15 protein-coding genes are annotated in these 15,968 nt (G+C 56.4%); 10 read left to right on the forward strand and 5 right to left on the reverse strand.

Translation table 11 applies throughout. The features are described from left to right. Positions 1-19 precede the first annotated feature (19 nt). Complete coding sequence (locus tag JYE50_RS10990) at positions 20-697, reverse strand: ABC transporter ATP-binding protein (RefSeq protein WP_084097180.1); 678 nt, start codon at positions 695-697, stop codon at positions 20-22. Next, entirely contained in the window at positions 691-1,785 is a 1,095-nt protein-coding gene (locus tag JYE50_RS10995) for a hypothetical protein (protein WP_084097182.1), read from the reverse strand. The genes JYE50_RS10990 and JYE50_RS10995 overlap by 7 nt, the downstream gene beginning before the upstream one ends. Positions 1,786-1,935: 150 nt before the next feature. Here JYE50_RS10995 and JYE50_RS11000 point away from each other — a divergent pair, with 150 nt between their 5' ends. The 6 genes from JYE50_RS11000 (at position 1,936) to JYE50_RS11025 (ending at position 6,106) form a co-directional block, all read left to right on the forward strand. Next, positions 1,936-2,235, forward strand: coding sequence for a hypothetical protein (locus JYE50_RS11000; RefSeq protein ID WP_084097184.1), 300 nt, complete (start codon positions 1,936-1,938; stop codon positions 2,233-2,235). 124 nt (positions 2,236-2,359) lie between these two features. Beyond that, a complete protein-coding gene (locus JYE50_RS11005) occupies positions 2,360-3,463 on the forward strand; it encodes a metal ABC transporter substrate-binding protein (RefSeq protein ID WP_084097186.1) in 1,104 nt (367 codons plus the stop codon). 13 nt (positions 3,464-3,476) lie between these two features. Beyond that, positions 3,477-4,160 (forward strand): metal ABC transporter ATP-binding protein, encoded by a 684-nt coding sequence (locus tag JYE50_RS11010; protein WP_084097188.1) that lies wholly within the window; start codon positions 3,477-3,479, stop codon positions 4,158-4,160. After that, positions 4,157-5,002 carry a metal ABC transporter permease gene (locus JYE50_RS11015; protein ID WP_084097190.1) on the forward strand — a complete coding sequence of 282 codons (846 nt, stop codon included), beginning with the start codon at positions 4,157-4,159 and terminating at the stop codon, positions 5,000-5,002. The genes JYE50_RS11010 and JYE50_RS11015 overlap by 4 nt, the downstream gene beginning before the upstream one ends. Next, positions 4,999-5,436, forward strand: coding sequence for a hypothetical protein (locus tag JYE50_RS11020; protein ID WP_179138444.1), 438 nt, complete (start codon positions 4,999-5,001; stop codon positions 5,434-5,436). The genes JYE50_RS11015 and JYE50_RS11020 overlap by 4 nt, the downstream gene beginning before the upstream one ends. A 10-nt stretch (positions 5,437-5,446) precedes the next feature. Further along, a complete protein-coding gene (locus tag JYE50_RS11025) occupies positions 5,447-6,106 on the forward strand; it encodes a peptidoglycan-binding protein (RefSeq protein ID WP_179138445.1) in 660 nt (219 codons plus the stop codon). A 301-nt stretch (positions 6,107-6,407) separates the two neighbouring features. Here JYE50_RS11025 and JYE50_RS11030 read toward each other — a convergent pair whose 3' ends face one another. From JYE50_RS11030 to JYE50_RS11040, 3 genes are all read right to left on the reverse strand, one after another. Then, positions 6,408-6,677: a hypothetical protein gene (locus tag JYE50_RS11030; RefSeq protein ID WP_084097194.1), complete on the reverse strand. Its 270-nt coding sequence runs from the start codon at positions 6,675-6,677 to the stop codon at positions 6,408-6,410. A gap of 173 nt (positions 6,678-6,850) precedes the next feature. Continuing rightward, positions 6,851-8,464, reverse strand: a complete 1,614-nt coding sequence (locus JYE50_RS11035) for a sensor domain-containing diguanylate cyclase (protein ID WP_084097196.1) — start codon at positions 8,462-8,464, stop codon at positions 6,851-6,853. Beyond that, complete coding sequence (locus tag JYE50_RS11040; RefSeq protein WP_084097198.1) at positions 8,461-10,257, reverse strand: Na/Pi cotransporter family protein; 1,797 nt, start codon at positions 10,255-10,257, stop codon at positions 8,461-8,463. Before JYE50_RS11040 ends, JYE50_RS11035 begins: the two co-directional genes overlap by 4 nt. A gap of 238 nt (positions 10,258-10,495) precedes the next feature. On the opposite strand from JYE50_RS11040, the gene ppk1 reads away from it, so the two are divergent. From ppk1 to JYE50_RS11060, 4 genes are all read left to right on the forward strand, one after another. Next, entirely contained in the window at positions 10,496-12,661 is a 2,166-nt protein-coding gene (ppk1, locus tag JYE50_RS11045) for a polyphosphate kinase 1 (RefSeq protein WP_084097200.1), read from the forward strand. A gap of 151 nt (positions 12,662-12,812) precedes the next feature. Further along, positions 12,813-13,772 carry an ROK family protein gene (locus JYE50_RS11050; RefSeq protein WP_084097202.1) on the forward strand — a complete coding sequence of 320 codons (960 nt, stop codon included), beginning with the start codon at positions 12,813-12,815 and terminating at the stop codon, positions 13,770-13,772. A gap of 150 nt (positions 13,773-13,922) precedes the next feature. After that, a complete protein-coding gene (locus JYE50_RS11055) occupies positions 13,923-14,579 on the forward strand; it encodes a response regulator transcription factor (protein WP_084097204.1) in 657 nt (218 codons plus the stop codon). Further along, on the forward strand, positions 14,576-15,958 hold the full coding sequence (locus JYE50_RS11060) for a sensor histidine kinase (RefSeq protein ID WP_084097206.1): 1,383 nt from the start codon (positions 14,576-14,578) through the stop codon (positions 15,956-15,958). Before JYE50_RS11055 ends, JYE50_RS11060 begins: the two co-directional genes overlap by 4 nt. Positions 15,959-15,968 lie beyond the last annotated feature (10 nt).

A 15,968-nucleotide genomic window follows, 5' to 3' on the forward strand; every position in this document is an offset into this window, starting at 1 on the left:
CGTGTCTGTACCGCAGGAGTCATAACCCGAAATATTTCCTGTATTCCTCCTCCAGCGATATCCCGGAATCCCGGTCAATCGTCCTGCATTCCGATCCATTCAGGAACATTGTCTGCGTATTAATGCTGCTGAGGAAATCCAGCACATGGCTGGAGATCAGCACGACCGCCCCGCATTCCTGCGCTTCCCGGATCCGGTCCTTGAGCATCAGCAGGCCCGAGGTGTCCAGACCGTTGGTCGGTTCATCCAGAAGCAGCACCGGGGGCTCTCCCAGGAAAGCCAGGCACATGGTCACACGCTTCAGCATACCCTGGGAAAGAGCCCTGTTCTTTTTGTCCGCGAAGCCGGAAAGCTGGAAGGTCTCCAGCAAAGCCTCCACCTTTTCGTTTCCGGCAGGAAGGCCTTTCATCTGAAGCATATACAGAATTGTCTGCCGGGGTGTCAGGAAGCGGGGAACCGCAGGAAACTCCGGCATGTACCCGAAAAGCTCCCCTGCCGGATATACCACCGGCTGCCCGTTCCATGACACCTGACCGGCATCCGGTTCCAGAATTCCGGCAATACACTGCAGCAGCGTCGTTTTGCCCACTCCGTTGGGACCCACGATCCCGGTAACAGTTCCTTCCTGCGCACAGAAGGAAACAGCGTCCACACCGGACTGCCCGTATTTTTTGGTTATTCCCTCTATCTTCAGCATGTTCTTCTCCCCCACGGAACAGATTGTTTCATCACAAGGCGTTTCCGTTTCCACTGCAGAATAACCAGCAGCAGCGAAACGCCCGGGATCACCTGGAGTACAGCAAGCAGGACAAGCACCGGCGCAAAGGTATCCGTCACCTTTTCCGCCGGTAGCATCGGTTCCAGCAGCCAATAGATCGCCGCGTGATTGGACAGGGCATACAGTCCCATCAGCACCGGCACGGCAGCGGCTTCCGCGGACAGGCCGTGTACCAGGATAAACGCCGTCCCGCCCGCCAGGAGCACCGCCCCGCAGAAGAAAGCAGACAGCTTCAGGTCGTCCCGGATCAGCCGGCCGTAGGTACGGGGAAGCTGTTGGTTAAACCCGGCATGCTTTCCGTAATCTTCCACTGTAAGGATGGCAAAATAATAGGACAGCCAGGCGGACGGCCAGCAGGCGAGCAGCACCCGGGGCGTCTGTGTGCCCAGCAGGATGCCCAGGCCTGCCAGCAGGAGAAACAGGATTCCCTTTCCCGCTCCCGAAAAAGCAAAAGCCAGCATTGCCCCGGTACGGCCCCTGCGAAGCAGCACCGTGCGGACCGCGTCCGGCGGGCCGGTTCGTCCCCTCCGCTTTCCGGAATGATCCGACGCGGCGCAGGCGGCAAAAAGCAATACCAGCCACCCTGCCGCAAAAAAAGCCCGTCCGCCGCCTGTCCTGATCAGGGGAAAACACAGCAGGCAGGAAAGCCACAGGGATAGCAAACCGACCGGCAGCACCTGCAGCAGGCGCAGCATCCTGTACCGCCGGCAGCTGAATCCGCAGCGCTGATAAAAGAAAAAGTCATTATCAGGATAAGAAACAGTTACAATATGCCGGTATTCCATGACCGCCGCGAACAGCAGGAACATCGCCGTAAAGCCGCATATGCCCCGGACCATGCCTTCCCCGTACTGCTCACAATACTGCCGAACTGCCTGATCAACCCGGCCGGCAAGGAGTATGAAAAGCGCCGCCGCGCCAAGCCACAGAAGAACCTTTGCGGCAAACGCGGACCGCTGCCGGCGGCTGTAAACCTTCAGCAGCGTCCTGCAGTGACGCCTGATCACCGGATCGCCTCCTCCTGATGAAAACCTGTTATACACAATACGTCTGGAAAGCCGGTTTGTTACAGTACCGGAACAAAAAAGATACCCGCTTTTACACGTATGGTGTTGACAGCTATGATAGAATAACGGAAAGAAAGGGGGAAGGCAGGGATGAACACGCGGAAACGCGGATGCGCGCTGCTGTTCTGCATCGGTTTTGTGCTGATGCTGCTTGTTTCGTCTGCCTTCCTGATCCGGGAAGCGGATCATGACTGCTGCGGGGAGCACTGCCCGGTCTGCGAAATGATCGCCATGACCACCGCGCTGATGCGCTCCTTCTGCCTGATCGCGGCCGTGATGCTGCTGCGGTCTGTGTTTACTGCTGCGCGGTCCGCCTTCCATGCTCCGGAAACCGGATACGGCCACAGTGCCGGTACGCCGGTCAGCCGGAAGATCCGGATGAATGATTAACTGAATTCCAGGCAGGAATTCCAAAGGGAGCCGTATACCTTCAGGGTATCCGCGGCGTTTTTGGGGTTCCTGTTTTGTTATGCCTGAAAACAGTTCATCATATCAATTCGGAGGAATATTCAATATGAAAAAGTTTATCGCGGTTCTGCTTTCCCTGTTCCTGTTCATCGGCATGATCCCCTGCGCGGGCATGGCTGAAAGCAAGCCCCTGACCATTGTGACCACCATCTTCCCCATCTATGACTGGGCCCGGCAGATCGCCGGCGAAAACGAAAATACCAACCTGGTCCTGCTGCTGGACAACGGCGTGGATCTGCATTCCTACCAGCCTTCCGCGCAGGATATCATGACGATTTCCACCGCGGACCTGTTCATCTATGTCGGCGGTGAAAGCGACGAGTGGGTGGAGGATGTGCTGGAATCCGCCATGAATCCCGATCTGGTTTCCATCAGTCTGACAGAAGCCATGGGCGAAGACCTGAAGATCGAGGAGACCGTCGAGGGCATGGAGCATGAACATCATCATGACCATGACCACGATGAAGAGGAAGAGCATGACCATGAGCATGAGGACGAAGAGCACGACCACGACGAGGATCATGAGGAAGAACATGATCATGATGAAGATCACGAAGAGGATCACGATCATGAAGAAGAGCATGACCACGATCATGACCATGAAGAAGAGGAAGAATACGATGAGCATGTCTGGCTCAGCCTGCGCAACGCGCGGAAGCTGACCGCCGCCATCGCCGAAGCCCTGGCCGGTATTGACCCCGACCACGCGGAAACCTTCCGGGCCAACGCCGCCGCCTATGATGAACAGCTGAAGGCTCTGGATGACCAGTACACCGCCATGACCGAAAGCGCAGCCATCAAAACAGTGCTGTTCGCTGACCGCTTCCCCTTCCGCTACCTGACCGACGATTACGGCCTCACCTATTTCGCTGCCTTCTCCGGCTGCTCCGCGGAATCGGAAGCCAGCTTTGAAACCATCGCCTTCCTGGCGAACAAGGTCAGCGAACTGAACCTGCCTGCCGTACTGACCATTGAAAGCGGCAACCGGAAGATCGCTGACACTGTCCTTTCCACGGCAAATGCCGCAGACCGGAAGGTGCTGACCCTGAACTCCATGCAATCCGTCACCGCGGAAGATGTGGAAAACGGCATCACCTACCTGTCCATGATGGAGGAAAACCTGAACGCGCTGAAGGAAGCGCTGAACTGACGGAGGAATCAGAATGGCTCAACTGACCTGTGACCGGCTGCGGCTCGGATACGAAGGGCACATCGTCCTGGAGGACCTGTCCTTTTCTGTGGACGCCGGCCAGTACCTGTGCATCATCGGGGAAAACGGTTCGGGAAAAACAACGCTTATGCGGACAATTCTCGGCCTGCAGAAGCCGCTGAAAGGAACGATCCGTTTCGGCGACGGCCTGCGGGAAGGCGGTATCGGCTACCTGCCCCAGCAAACCGGCGTACAGAAGGATTTCCCGGCCACGGTCAGGGAGGTCGTTCTTTCCGGCTGCCAGGCCCGCCTGAACCGGCGGCCCTTCTATCCGCGCGCTGAAAAAGCCCGTGCGGAGGCAGCCATGGCAAAAACCGGCGTAACAGCCCTGTCAAAACGCTGTTTCCGTGAACTGTCCGGAGGCCAGCAGCAGCGTGTGCTGCTGGCCCGGGCTCTTTGCGCCACAGAAAAGCTGCTGTTCCTGGACGAGCCGGTTTCCGGCCTGGATCCGAACGGCACCGCGGAAATGTACGCGCTGATCCGGGCGCTGAACCGGGAGGGTGTCACCATTCTGATGATCTCCCACGACCTGGCGGGTGCCATGGAGGACGCCACACATATCCTTTCCCTGGGCAAAACCGTCTTCTGCGGCACAAAGGAAGAATGGCTGCAGGCAAAGGAGGGTGATCCCGCATGATTGATACCATCCTCATGTACCTGAATTTTGCCTATGTCCGCTACGCCCTGATCGTTGGGGTACTCATCGCGCTGTGCTCCTCCCTGCTGGGCGTGACCCTGGTTCTGAAGCGCTTCTCCTATATCGGGGACGGACTTTCCCATGTGGCTTTCGGCGCCATGGCCATTGCCGGCGTACTGCACATCGGAAGCAACATGCTCTTTGTCCTGCCGGTGACCGTGATCTGCGCGATCCTGCTTTTGCGCGCAGGGCAGCACACGCGCATCAAAGGAGACGCGGCCATCGCCATGATCTCCGTCGGCGCGCTGGCTGTGGGCTATCTGCTGCTGAACCTCTTCAAATCCTCCGGCAATCTTGCCGGAGATGTCTGCACCACGCTTTTCGGATCCATGTCCATCCTGACGCTCAAACCTGCTGAAGTATGGCTCTGCTTCGGCCTGTCCATCGCGGTAATCATCCTGTTCCTGTTGTTCTACAACCGGATCTTCGCTGTTACCTTCGATGAGGATTTTGCCCGTGCCGCGGGCACCCGGGCGGACGCTTACAACCTGTTGATCGCCACGGTAACAGCTGTGATCATTGTGCTGGCGATGAACCTGGTGGGGTCCCTGCTGATCTCCGCCCTGATCATCTTCCCTGCCATGTCCGCCATGCGGCTTTTCAAAAGTTTCCGCTCCGTGACGGTATGCTCGGCAGTGCTCTCGGTGTTTTGCGCGCTGACGGGTCTGCTGGTCTCCATTCTGGCGGGAACCCCCGTAGGTTCCACCATCGTAGCCGCCGATATCATCGCGTTCCTGGCCTGCTGTATCATCTCCGCACTGAAAAGGAGGACTGCCCAATGAAAAAGACACTCTCCATCCTGCTCGCCCTATGCATCTGCCTGCTGCCGCTGTACACGGGCTGCGCGAATGAATCCCCGGTTTCCGTAGACCTGGACCTGTCCGTGATGAGCAGCACCATCGTCTATGCTGAGATGTACAATATCCAGTTTGATCCCGGCCAGTATCTCGGAAAGGTCATCCGGCTGCGGGGACTTTACAGCTATTACAGAGAGCCTTCCACCGGCGTTTCGTATTACGCCTGCGTGGTTCCGGATGCCACCGCCTGCTGCATGCAGGGGATGGAGTTTGTTCCTGCCATTGAACCGGAAGACCCGGATCATTTCCTGGAAGACAGCGCGGACATCACCGTTACCGGACGGCTGGAGATCTATGTGGAAGAAGGCACCAGCTACCTGCATCTGGTGGAAGCGGAAGTTATTACGAATAAACAATGAAAAATGCACAATGAAAAATTATAAAGGATTAGTAGTGCTGGCGGCACTGGTTGTGCTGCTGGTTGGGATGGTCTGCTTCCCTGCCTGCGGGGAAGAAAAAGCCGAAGGTTTTCCGGCCAAAGTGACTACGGAAAAAGGTTCCCTGAAAATGCGGAAGACCGCCGACAAAAAAGGAAAAGTCATCGGGGAGATACCCAACGGCACCTGCATCCTGGTTAACAGCGAAGACGGCGAATGGTGTGAGGTCAGCTGGAACAACAAGACCGGATACTGCATGACAGAATTCCTGGTTATGTTCCGGGAAGCGGATCTTTCCCTGCTGGATTACCGGGTGCTGCAGAAGGGCGATAAGGGAGATGACGTCCTCGCCCTGAAGAAACGCCTGAAGGAGCTGGGTTATATCCGCGGCAACGCGGCCCTGACCAACCGCTATACCGAAGAAACAGCGCAGCGGGTTACCCTTTTCCAGCGGCAGGCAGGCATGACGGAAGACGGCACAGCCTGGCAGGAACTGCAGATGTATCTCTTTTCTGACAAAGCACCAGCCTGCACCCAGACCCTGCCCAGTGTGAGAACAAAGGTGGCAGATCAAAACAACCGCATGATCTGCGGCTGCTGCATGGGGGAAGGCTGCGAGTGCTGCAACTTCACGGGATGGGTGAGTAGATAATTAAGAATTAAGAATGCTGCGATCGCCGTTACCCAAATCAAAGATTTGGACAGCTGTAGCATGGGAAGCATTTACCACGCTTAAGCGTGGATGCTTCCTCAACAATTCAGAATTGTTTCTGAGAGTTAAGCTCCGGGCTGCAGTGCCACGGGGACGGTTCCACCGGCCCATGTGCCCATAGGGCCGGCCGAACCGTCCCCATGGCCCGCGAAAGCATCGGAGATTTAGTCAGAGTAATCATCACATTTGCCGTAGGCAAATATTTCATTGAAGCCGTGGAACAGATGTTCCACGGCTTTATTTAATCTCTGGCTTCAGGTTTGTGTGTAATGTAAATCGTGAAGATGAAGGTCAGCATCAGCAGGGGCAGCCAGATCATACCGCCGTTGAGCAGTCCCTGCCAAAGCGTATCGAGGAACGCGAGCATTCCATATGTCCTGTCAGGTCCTGAACCAATGCCGTTACGGAAGGAATGGACACATTCAGCGATCAGCAGGACAAAAGGTACAGCTGTGGCAATCCACAGGATTACGTCGAGAAATATCTTCGTCTTTTTATACCTGATATTCATGGTCTTTCTTCCTTCCTCCGCAAAACGGTTTTTGGGGATTCCGGTAAAGATTGTACCATGGTTTGAGCATAATATGTGTAACAATGATGTAAAAATTGCAAAATTTTGCATTTTTGCAGAGCGGACCGAAGGGCAAATTTCACTGAAATAAAAAGAAGGCCAAAGCCTTCTTTTTATTTCTTCTGTTCCTCTTTATTCGCGTACATGAGCCGGTCCGCGCGGCGGACCACCTCATCCACGCTCTGGTCCTTTTTCGGATCATAAACCGCCATGCCGCGGGCCACTTTAATCTTTTCCCACGGTTCCTTATTCACCGCGCACAGATCGTAACAGCGCTGGTCAAACTGTTGAAGCAGTTCCTCCCGGCGTTCATACTCCCTGTTCCGCAGGATCGCGGCGAACTCATCCCCGCCGATGCGGAAGACCGGGCTGTGGGAGAAGACCTGGCAGATGGTCGCGCAGGCGCCTTTCAGGTAAATATCTCCCTTGTCATGGCCATACCGGTCATTGATGACCTTCAGATCATTGCAGTCGAAGAAGCAGACCGCGAAAGGCGTATGCTCCGGATCCGCCTCCACATCCTTTTCCAGATCCTTCATGAACAGATTAAAGGCACCCAGGTTGCGCACCGCTGTCAGCGCATCACCGTAAGCCAGGTCATTCAGGTCCCGGATATATCCCTTCAGGTGAGTGATCAGCTTATTGAAGGCTTTGGTCAGGATCCCCGCCTCGTCATTGGTTTTGCTTTCCAGCACAACGTCATAATTCCCGGCGTTCACCTCCCCGGCCGCCCGGGTCAGTTCCCGGATGGGACGGGTGATATGGCCGGACAGGAGCGAAGCGGCAAGAGCTGCCAGCACCAGCAGGACAGCAAGGATGATCAGGATCTCCCGGATCCACTTGTACCAGTCTTCGTTGATCTCCGAAAGCGGCACGGTCACATTCAGGCGCATGCCGTTGCTCAGCGGAAGCCAGACTGCCTGTTTTGCCACGCCGTTGAAAGTATAATGGATCAGCGCGCTCTCATCCAGCATGCCGTAGGGTGTTTCCCTTTTATTCTCTTCCTCCAGCTCCTGCCGGGTCATGCGCGGATGGTAAATGATGATGCCCTCCGCGTCATTGATAAAAGCATAGCCGTTTGTGTACAGGCGGATATGATCCACCTGGTACGCCATGGTGGAATAATCGATCTCAATACCAATAACACCCACAAAGGTATCATGCAGGTATATCGGAACGTTATAGGAAAGCACCAGCACATCCAGGTTGTCTGTCACATAGGGCGGCAGCCAGAGCGCCCGGCCTGTGGCCTTCGGTACGGTAAACCACACCAGGGAGGAAGTATCCTCCGTATCATAAAGGGTGATATCCGTTACTTCGTGTTCCGCAAAGCCTTCCCCGTCCAGGTTGGTATACCAGAAACCCTTTACCTTATCCGATACAGCGGGATCTATACGGTAGTAATAGGTCAGGACGCCGTTGGTCCGATTCGCGGCTTTCGCGAAGATGTCCCTTGTCCGGTCCACATGCGCCCTGAGTTCTTCTTCTTCAAGGTTTTTCAGGTCGCTGTCCGCGAAGGAGGCGACCATCCCCACAGACTGTTCAATACTGTCAAAATAGGCGTCCAGGTTCTTTTGTCCGGTCTCACACAGGAGATGAAGCGTCCGTTCCGCGTTTTCGTCAGCCATGCTGCGAATGGCCATGGTTCCCAGCAGCGCCGCAACGATGATGGCAATCATCACTGAGCTTATGGTCAGAATAGTGATCTTGGTTCTGATGGATCTCACGGGTTCTCGTCCTTTTCGTCCTTATCTTTCTTCCCCGGCATATATTTGAGGGTGTATTCCTCCATATATTCCTCATAGCGGTGGGGATGCGCCTCATGGATGGATTCGGTCAGCTCATGAACATCCAGGGAGTCGCTGATCAGATCCACGATAACAATGGCGATGTTGGAGCAGTGGTCGCTGACGCGCTCAAAGTCCGCGATCAGGTCATTGAACACATATCCCTGGCCGATGGTGCACTTGCCCTTCTGCAGCCGGGCGGTATGCTTGTCCCGCATCCTGCGGCATACCTTGTCAATCACCTGCTCCAGCGGTTCCACCCGGTAGGCTTCATCCACATCGTCATTGAGGAAGCTTTCAAAGGTGATATTCAGGATTTCCGTGATCGCCTCGGTCAGGTTCTTCATCTCCCTGGCTCCCTTGTCAGAGAAGGAGATGTTCTTTTCTTTCAGTTCCTGGGCACGTTCCGCGATGTTCTGCGCATGGTCACTGATGCGCTCCAGGTCCGTAATGGCGCGCAGGTACTGGCTGACGGCCTTGTTCTGCGTCTCAGTCATTTCACGGCCGGTCAGCTTCATCAGGTAACTGCCGATCTTATCCTCATAGCGGTCCACAATGCCTTCAAGGGTTCCCACTTCAGCAAAGCCTGCCTCCGAATAGTTGTCCAGCAGGTCGATGGCCTTGTCCATGGATTTCCGGGTCAGCTCCGCCATTTTGTTGATGGTCAGGCGGGTCTGCTCCACAGCCAGGGTCGGGTAAGCGAGGAAACGTTCCTCCAGCCGGTCCATATCCCGGGTGTTTTCCTCGTCTGCGGGATTCCCGGGAACCAGGCGGATCATCAGCTTTTCGATCAGTCCGATAAAAGGCGCCAGCACGATGACCGTGGATATCCTGAACAGGGTGTTCAGCAGCGCGATGGAGAACATATCCATTGTGTTATGCATAAAGGCAAATTGCATGAAAGCATTCAGCCCGTAGAACACCGTCGCAAAGAGGATCACCCGCAGGACTTCGATCACCAGGTAGGACCAGGCGGTGCGTTTTCCGTCCCGGGCTGAACCCATACCGGAAAGCAGCACAGGCACCGACGCGCCGACAGCGATACCCAGGATGATCGGCAGCGTTTCGTCCAGGGTCATCAGGCCCGTGGCGGACAGCGCCTGCAGTATACCAACGGAAGCGGAGGCGCTCTGAAGCACCGCGGTGAAGACAATACCGATCAGGATGCCCAGCGCGGGATTGGAGAAATTCGTCAGGAAGGAAATGAAGCCGGGGTCCTCCTTCAGGACAGACACGGCGCCGCTCATGGTCTTCATGCCGAACATCAGCACCGAAAAGCCCATCAGGATATCCGCCGCGTGATGCACACTGCGTTTTTTGGAGATATGCTTCATCAGGATCGCCGCGACAGCCGTCATGGCCGCCAGGCTTTCCGTGCCCAGCAGGTCCAGGAACGGGGAACCGCCGCCGGACATGCCGGAAAGGCAGATGATCCAGCCGGTGATGCTGGTGCCGATGACCGCGCCCATGATGATGGCGATAGCCTGGCGCAGCTTCATCATGGCCGAGTTGACAAAGCCCACCACCATGACGCTGGTGGCGGAAGAGGACTGGATCACCGCGGTGACCCCCGTACCAAGCAAAATGCCCTTGAGCGGTGTGGAGGAGAGACGGTAAAGGATCAGCTCCAGCTTGTTGCCGGCCACCTTTTTCAACCCGTCACCCATCAGCGACATACCGTAAAGGAACATCGCCACCCCGCCCAGGAGCATTACGAAATCCAGTATTGTCATATTGATACCCTCCGTCTGCGCGCTTCATCATCAGCGCACCCCTGTACGCCGGCGCAGTCTTCTTTCCATCCTTCGTTCCGGGTGGATTGTACCACAGGAATCCATTGACGCGCAAGGGGCTGCACGTTTTCCCGCCTGTATTTTCTCCTTCCTTTTTATTCCATGCTATGATAAGATAAAATATACCTTATATGTATTCCCTCTGTAAAAACCTGAAAGCCAAAGGAATGGAGCATTTATGTCATCCAGGGAGAAGAAAAACAAGCATAACGGGCAGTTGTCCCCCGACAATATCTATATCAACCGGGAACTGAGCTGGCTGGCGTTTAACCGGCGCGTGCTGCTGGAAGCGGCCGATCCGAACGTCCCCCTGCTGGAGCGCCTTAAGTTCCTGATGATCTACCAGTCCAACCTGGAAGAGTTCTACCGGGTACGCATCGGTATCCTGACCCACCGGGCCATGCTGACGCCCGACAGCGGAGACCCGGTTTCCGGTATGCTGCCGGAGGCGCAGATCACTGCCGCCCTGCAGATCACCCGGGACCAGCAGGAGCTGATGGAGGATATCTGGAAGGGTATCCGGGATGAACTGCACGAAAACAAAATTGACGTGCTGGACTTCCGGAAGATCAGCAAGGTGGATGAGCTGATGAGCAAAAAGCTTTTCGGTGACATCCGGGACCTGCTGTTCCCGAAGATCATCCCGGCGGATCAGCCCCTGCCCTTCCTGTGGAACGGCGAGGCCAACGTTATCGCCTTCCTGGGCCGCGGAACCGAACAGAAGATCTGCATCATCCCGCTTCACCGTGTTCCGGCCTACCAGAGTTTTGAGATCGACGGCTGCCAGAAGATCGTGCTGACCGCCCCGCTGGTAAGGCACTTCCTGCCGCAGCTGCTGAAAAAGGAAACCATTGTTCAGTCCGCCATTGTGGACGTCACGCGGAACGCGGACGTCTTCTTCTCCAGTATGGAGGACCGGGCAGACGATAATTTCCGGGACAAGGTGTCCGGCATGCTGAGCAAGCGGAAACGGGAAATGCCCGTGCGCGTCCGTATCCAGGGCAAGCTGGCTGATCCGTTCCGGGCCATGCTGATCCGGAAGCTGCGGGTACCGGAGGAACGTGTATTCACGCAGGCCGTTCCCTTTGACCTGTCCTTCCGTTCCTGCATCAGCGGTCCCGCCTCCTTCCGTTATCCGGACAGGAAACCCGCCCGGGATCTCGGCCTGAAGAAGGGGGAATACTTTTCCTATATCGATAAGCACGACCTGCTGATGAGCTTCCCCTTCCAGAGCATGATGTCCTTTGTGGACCTGATCTACGAAGCGGCAGACAACCCGGACGTGCTTTCCGTGAAAATCACTCTGTACCGGATGAGCGGAAGCAGCAAGATTGCCGCGGCCCTGGCCTACGCCGCTGACCGTGGCAAGGATGTACTGTGCCTGCTGGAGCTGCGCGCCCGGTTTGACGAGCAGAACAACATTGACTATTCCGAAATGCTGGAGGAAGCAGGCTGTCGTATCATCTACGGCCTGCCGGACCAGAAGGTCCACAGCAAGCTGTGTGTGATCACCCGGCAGAAAGGCAAGATCCTCAGCCGGATCACCCAGGTAGGAACCGGCAACTATAACGAAGTCACCGGCGAGCAGTATACCGACCTGTCGCTGATCACCTCCCGGGAGGATGTGGGCCGGGAAGCCGAGGCAGTCTTCGCTGCCCTGGAGAACGGCGAGCTCCCGCCGGAAGCCCATGCCCTGTGGATCGCCCCGCTGAGCTTCAAGCCCCGGGTGCTGGAGCTGCTGGACCGGGAGATCGAAAAAGGCGAGAACGGCCGGGTGGCCATCAAGATCAATTCCCTGAACAACCGGGAAGTCATGGAAAAGCTTATCGAGTGCTCCCAGGCCGGCGTAAAGGTAGAACTGTTCATCCGCGGCATCTGCTCCCTGCGTGCCGGCGTACCCGGCCTGACAGAAAACATCACGGTCAGCGGGATCATCGGCCGGTGGCTGGAGCATTCCCGTATCTACAGTTTCGGCGAAGGCCCGGACCAGCGTTTGTTCATCGGCTCCGGCGACCTGCTGAACCGGAACCTGGAGCGCCGGGTGGAAGCCTTTATTGAAGCCGTGACTCCGGATACCCGGGAGCAGCTCAACGTGATCCTGGATGCCCTGCGGAATGACAGGGAAAAATCCTGGACCATGCAGCCGGACGGCACCTACGTCCGGGAGGAAGGCGGAGAAGGCACGTCCTCCCAGGAAGCGCTGTACCGGTATTTCAGCACCCGGAAAGTATCCCTGGAGGAAAAGCAGGAAGAGCCCGAAACCAAAGCAGCCCCGAAAGCCGGAGAAAAGGAACCTGCTGAAGGCGGGCTGCTGGGGTGGCTGAAACGCGTTTTCATGAGTTAGGAAGCAGGAGGTAGGAAGTAGGAGATCCACCCACGGGCGGGAACTACTGAAAACTGAAGACTTAAAACTTAAAAATGGCCCGCTGCGGCGGGGAGGTCTTCTACATTATTCATTATGAATTATGAATTGTTGTGACTGGAGGTAAGAGCTTATGTCTGAAAAGTACAACATCTGCCTGGACGTCGGCGGCACGAAGGTGCTCGGCGCGATCTTTGATGAAAACGACAAAATCATCTACCGCCTGAAAAAGCGCTCCAAGAGCGGCGGTTCCGCCTCCGCCGATGTGGAAAAGGTCATCATTGACGTGGTGGAAGAGATGATCAAAGAATCCGGCATCGACCGCAAAAAGCTGAACGCTGTCGCTTCCTGCGCCCCCGGCGTCATTGACCAGGAGAACGGGATCGTGCTCTTTACCCCGAACCTCCCCTGGCGGGATTACGACATGGCCGGCGCAATGCGCAAGCAGTTCGGCGTCCCCTTCTATGTGGGCAACGACGTGAACCTGGGTGTGCTGGGTGAATACCACTTCGGCGCGGCCCGCGGATACAAAAACATCGTTGGTTTCTTTGTGGGCACGGGCCTGGGCGGCGGCCTGATCCTGAACGGCTCCCTGTTCACCGGCAACCAGTTCAAGGCCGCTGAATACGGCCATATGGTGCTGGATCCGGAAGGCCCGCTGTGCAACTGCGGCCAGCGCGGATGCCTGGAGGCTTTCTCCAGCAAGCAGGGCATGAGCGCCTACATCCGCCAGCAGATCAGCCGCGGCCGGGAGACCTTGATGGCCGAAGCGGTGCAGGACGGCGTTTTCCGTTCCAAGAAACTGGTAAAGGCCCTGGAAGCCGGAGACAAGGTGGCCATGGAAGCGGTGGACCGGGCCTGCCACTGGCTGGCGGTCGCCACCGGCAACATGATCAACACCATCTCCCCGGATCTGATTCTTTACGGCGGCGGCGTCATTGAGGCACTGGGCGATCTTTTCCTGGAAAAGATCCTGGCGGAAGTCGATCACTACTGCATGCCGCAGATCCGCTCCACGGTGGAGATCAAAAACGCGTCCCTGGGCGATGATTCCATCCTCTACGGCGACCTGGCCATGATCAAAGGCCTGTAAACAGTTTCTCAGTTACGGACCGGTACCCGCGGGTACCGGTCCTTTCTTTTTCCGTCCCGCTGTTACAAAATTTACAGTTTTGTTACACCTATTCACTCTCTGTAATGATACAATATCCTCGGAACGTTATGACGAAAGGGACGAACGACTTTGGAAACCATTTTTCTTGTTGAAGATGAACCGAATATCCGGAGACTGACCGGAATGCACCTGCAGCTGGCAGGATATGATGTGAAAGAACTGGAAGACGCCGCCTGTGCCCGTGACGCGCTGCGCGAAGGAAAGCCCGCGCTGGTGCTTCTGGATATTATGATGCCGGGAGAGGACGGTTTTTCCCTGGGTGAAGACCTGATCAAAGCCGGAATCCCCGTGATCTACCTGACCGCAAAGACAGCCGTGCCGGATCGGGTCAGGGGTCTGCGCATGGGTGCCCATGACTATATCCTCAAGCCCTTTGAGCCGGCGGAACTGCTGGCCCGGGTGGAAAACGTGCTGAAACGATCCAGGCCTGACACCCATATTTATGAAAACGGTGATCTCCGGATCGACTTTGAAACCCGTGAAGTATGGAGAAACGGTGTCCCCGTATCCATGACCACGCTGGAATTCAACCTGATGAAGGCACTGATCGATGCCGGAAAGACCGCCATGAGCCGGGAAGACCTGCTCACTGCCGTATGGGGTTATCACTACACCGGTGAAACCCGGACCGTAGACGTGCATGTACAGCGCCTGCGCGGCAAAATCGGCAACAACCGCATTGAAACCCTTGTGAAGTTTGGTTACCGTTTCAGGGAGGATGTATGAGAAAACAGATCGTCTGCGGTATGCTGCTGCTGATCCTGCTCATTCTTCCTATATCAGTATACATGCAGATCAACCAAAGCTTCAGCCTGTCCGTTGATAACGCGCGGGAAAGCTCGCTGCGGGAGGAAGCCGCCATTTCACGCGTCATGATGCTGGAGCTCCAGCAGAGAAAAAGCAGCGCCACCGGTGGCCGGGATAAGACCGATGACATCGTCATGCAGGTTTCCCAGCAGATCGCCCAGCAGTTTGGCTCTCCCCAGCTGGACATCCTCGTCTTCCTGGACGGAACCCCCCTGACCGGTCCCCTGACAGAGCGGACGGTTTTCCTGCTGAACGCCAAATCCCGCTCCACCTATCTGTCCTCCGCGGACGAATCCCTGTATGTGATCCATCCGCTGGATAACCGGACCACCCTGATCACCAAATCTGATTATTCCGGTTTCTATACTATGCGCCGGCAGCAGACCACCTACGGTGTCCTGCTCTGCGTGGGCGGACTTGTGCTGGCTACCATCCTTTCCCTGCTGATCTCCGGCCGGATCACCCGGCGGCTCCGGATCCTTTCCCGCGCCGCCGACGCGGTCCGCAGCGGAGAAAAGCTCAGCCTGGAGCCTTCCGGAAAACGGGATGAAATCGCCAGGCTCACCAACGGGTTCATCTCCATGCACGAAGCTGTGGAGGAGCGTGAGGAATCCCTGCGGGTGCAGTCCAGCCAGCGTCAGCAGCTGATCGATGCCCTGGCCCATGAAATGCGCACCCCCCTGACCTCCGTGGTCAGTGCTGCCAGGCTGATCCAGAAGGATACATCCAATGATGAGATGCGGAATGAGATGTGCGACCTGATCGTTAAAGAATCCAGGCGCCTTTCCGATATGGATGCCAACCTGATGAAGCTGACCCAGATGAACCGTGCAGAACTGAAAACGGAAACCTTCTCCCTGAAGGAAATGGCACAGGAAGCCCTGGCGGTCCATCCGGATGTGGAACTGTCCGGTGAGGATACCACCGTCACAGCCGACCGGTCCCTCATCATCCACCTGATGCGGAACCTGGTCAACAACGCCAAGAAGAGCGGAACCGAGACACCTGTGCGCGTTACACTGAATCCATGCGGATTCTCGGTTTCAGACGAAGGACGGGGCATGACCGCCGAAGAAGTGGCCCACTGCAAACAGCCATTCTGGAAAGCAGACCCGGCCCGTACCCGTGCTTCCGGCGGTGCCGGCCTGGGGCTGACCCTTTGTGATTCCATCGCGAAACTGCACAACGCGGAGCTGGATATCCACAGCACACCCGGCAAAGGAACCACCATCGAATTTACATTTCCGTTACATCCTGTTGAAGACTCTGAAACAGCGGATCAGGTATCCTGTCAGTGAAAGGAGTGAT

Origin of the sequence: Aristaeella lactis, from assembly GCF_018118585.1 — a bacterium.
Lineage (GTDB): Bacteria > Bacillota > Clostridia > Christensenellales > Aristaeellaceae > Aristaeella > Aristaeella lactis.

Excerpts from the sequence above, each read along its gene's own strand:
- JYE50_RS10990 (WP_084097180.1), bottom strand. The coding sequence starts at position 697 with ATGCTGAAGATAGAGGGAATAACCAAAAAATACGGGCAGTCCGGTGTG.
- JYE50_RS11000 (WP_084097184.1), top strand. The coding sequence starts at position 1,936 with ATGAACACGCGGAAACGCGGATGCGCGCTGCTGTTCTGCATCGGTTTT.
- JYE50_RS11005 (WP_084097186.1), top strand. The coding sequence starts at position 2,360 with ATGAAAAAGTTTATCGCGGTTCTGCTTTCCCTGTTCCTGTTCATCGGC.
- JYE50_RS11010 (WP_084097188.1), top strand. The coding sequence starts at position 3,477 with ATGGCTCAACTGACCTGTGACCGGCTGCGGCTCGGATACGAAGGGCAC.
- JYE50_RS11015 (WP_084097190.1), top strand. The coding sequence starts at position 4,157 with ATGATTGATACCATCCTCATGTACCTGAATTTTGCCTATGTCCGCTAC.
- JYE50_RS11020 (WP_179138444.1), top strand. The coding sequence starts at position 4,999 with ATGAAAAAGACACTCTCCATCCTGCTCGCCCTATGCATCTGCCTGCTG.
- JYE50_RS11025 (WP_179138445.1), top strand. The coding sequence starts at position 5,447 with ATGAAAAATTATAAAGGATTAGTAGTGCTGGCGGCACTGGTTGTGCTG.
- JYE50_RS11030 (WP_084097194.1), bottom strand. The coding sequence starts at position 6,677 with ATGAATATCAGGTATAAAAAGACGAAGATATTTCTCGACGTAATCCTG.
- JYE50_RS11040 (WP_084097198.1), bottom strand. The coding sequence starts at position 10,257 with ATGACAATACTGGATTTCGTAATGCTCCTGGGCGGGGTGGCGATGTTC.
- ppk1 (WP_084097200.1), top strand. The coding sequence starts at position 10,496 with ATGTCATCCAGGGAGAAGAAAAACAAGCATAACGGGCAGTTGTCCCCC.
- JYE50_RS11050 (WP_084097202.1), top strand. The coding sequence starts at position 12,813 with ATGTCTGAAAAGTACAACATCTGCCTGGACGTCGGCGGCACGAAGGTG.
- JYE50_RS11060 (WP_084097206.1), top strand. The coding sequence starts at position 14,576 with ATGAGAAAACAGATCGTCTGCGGTATGCTGCTGCTGATCCTGCTCATT.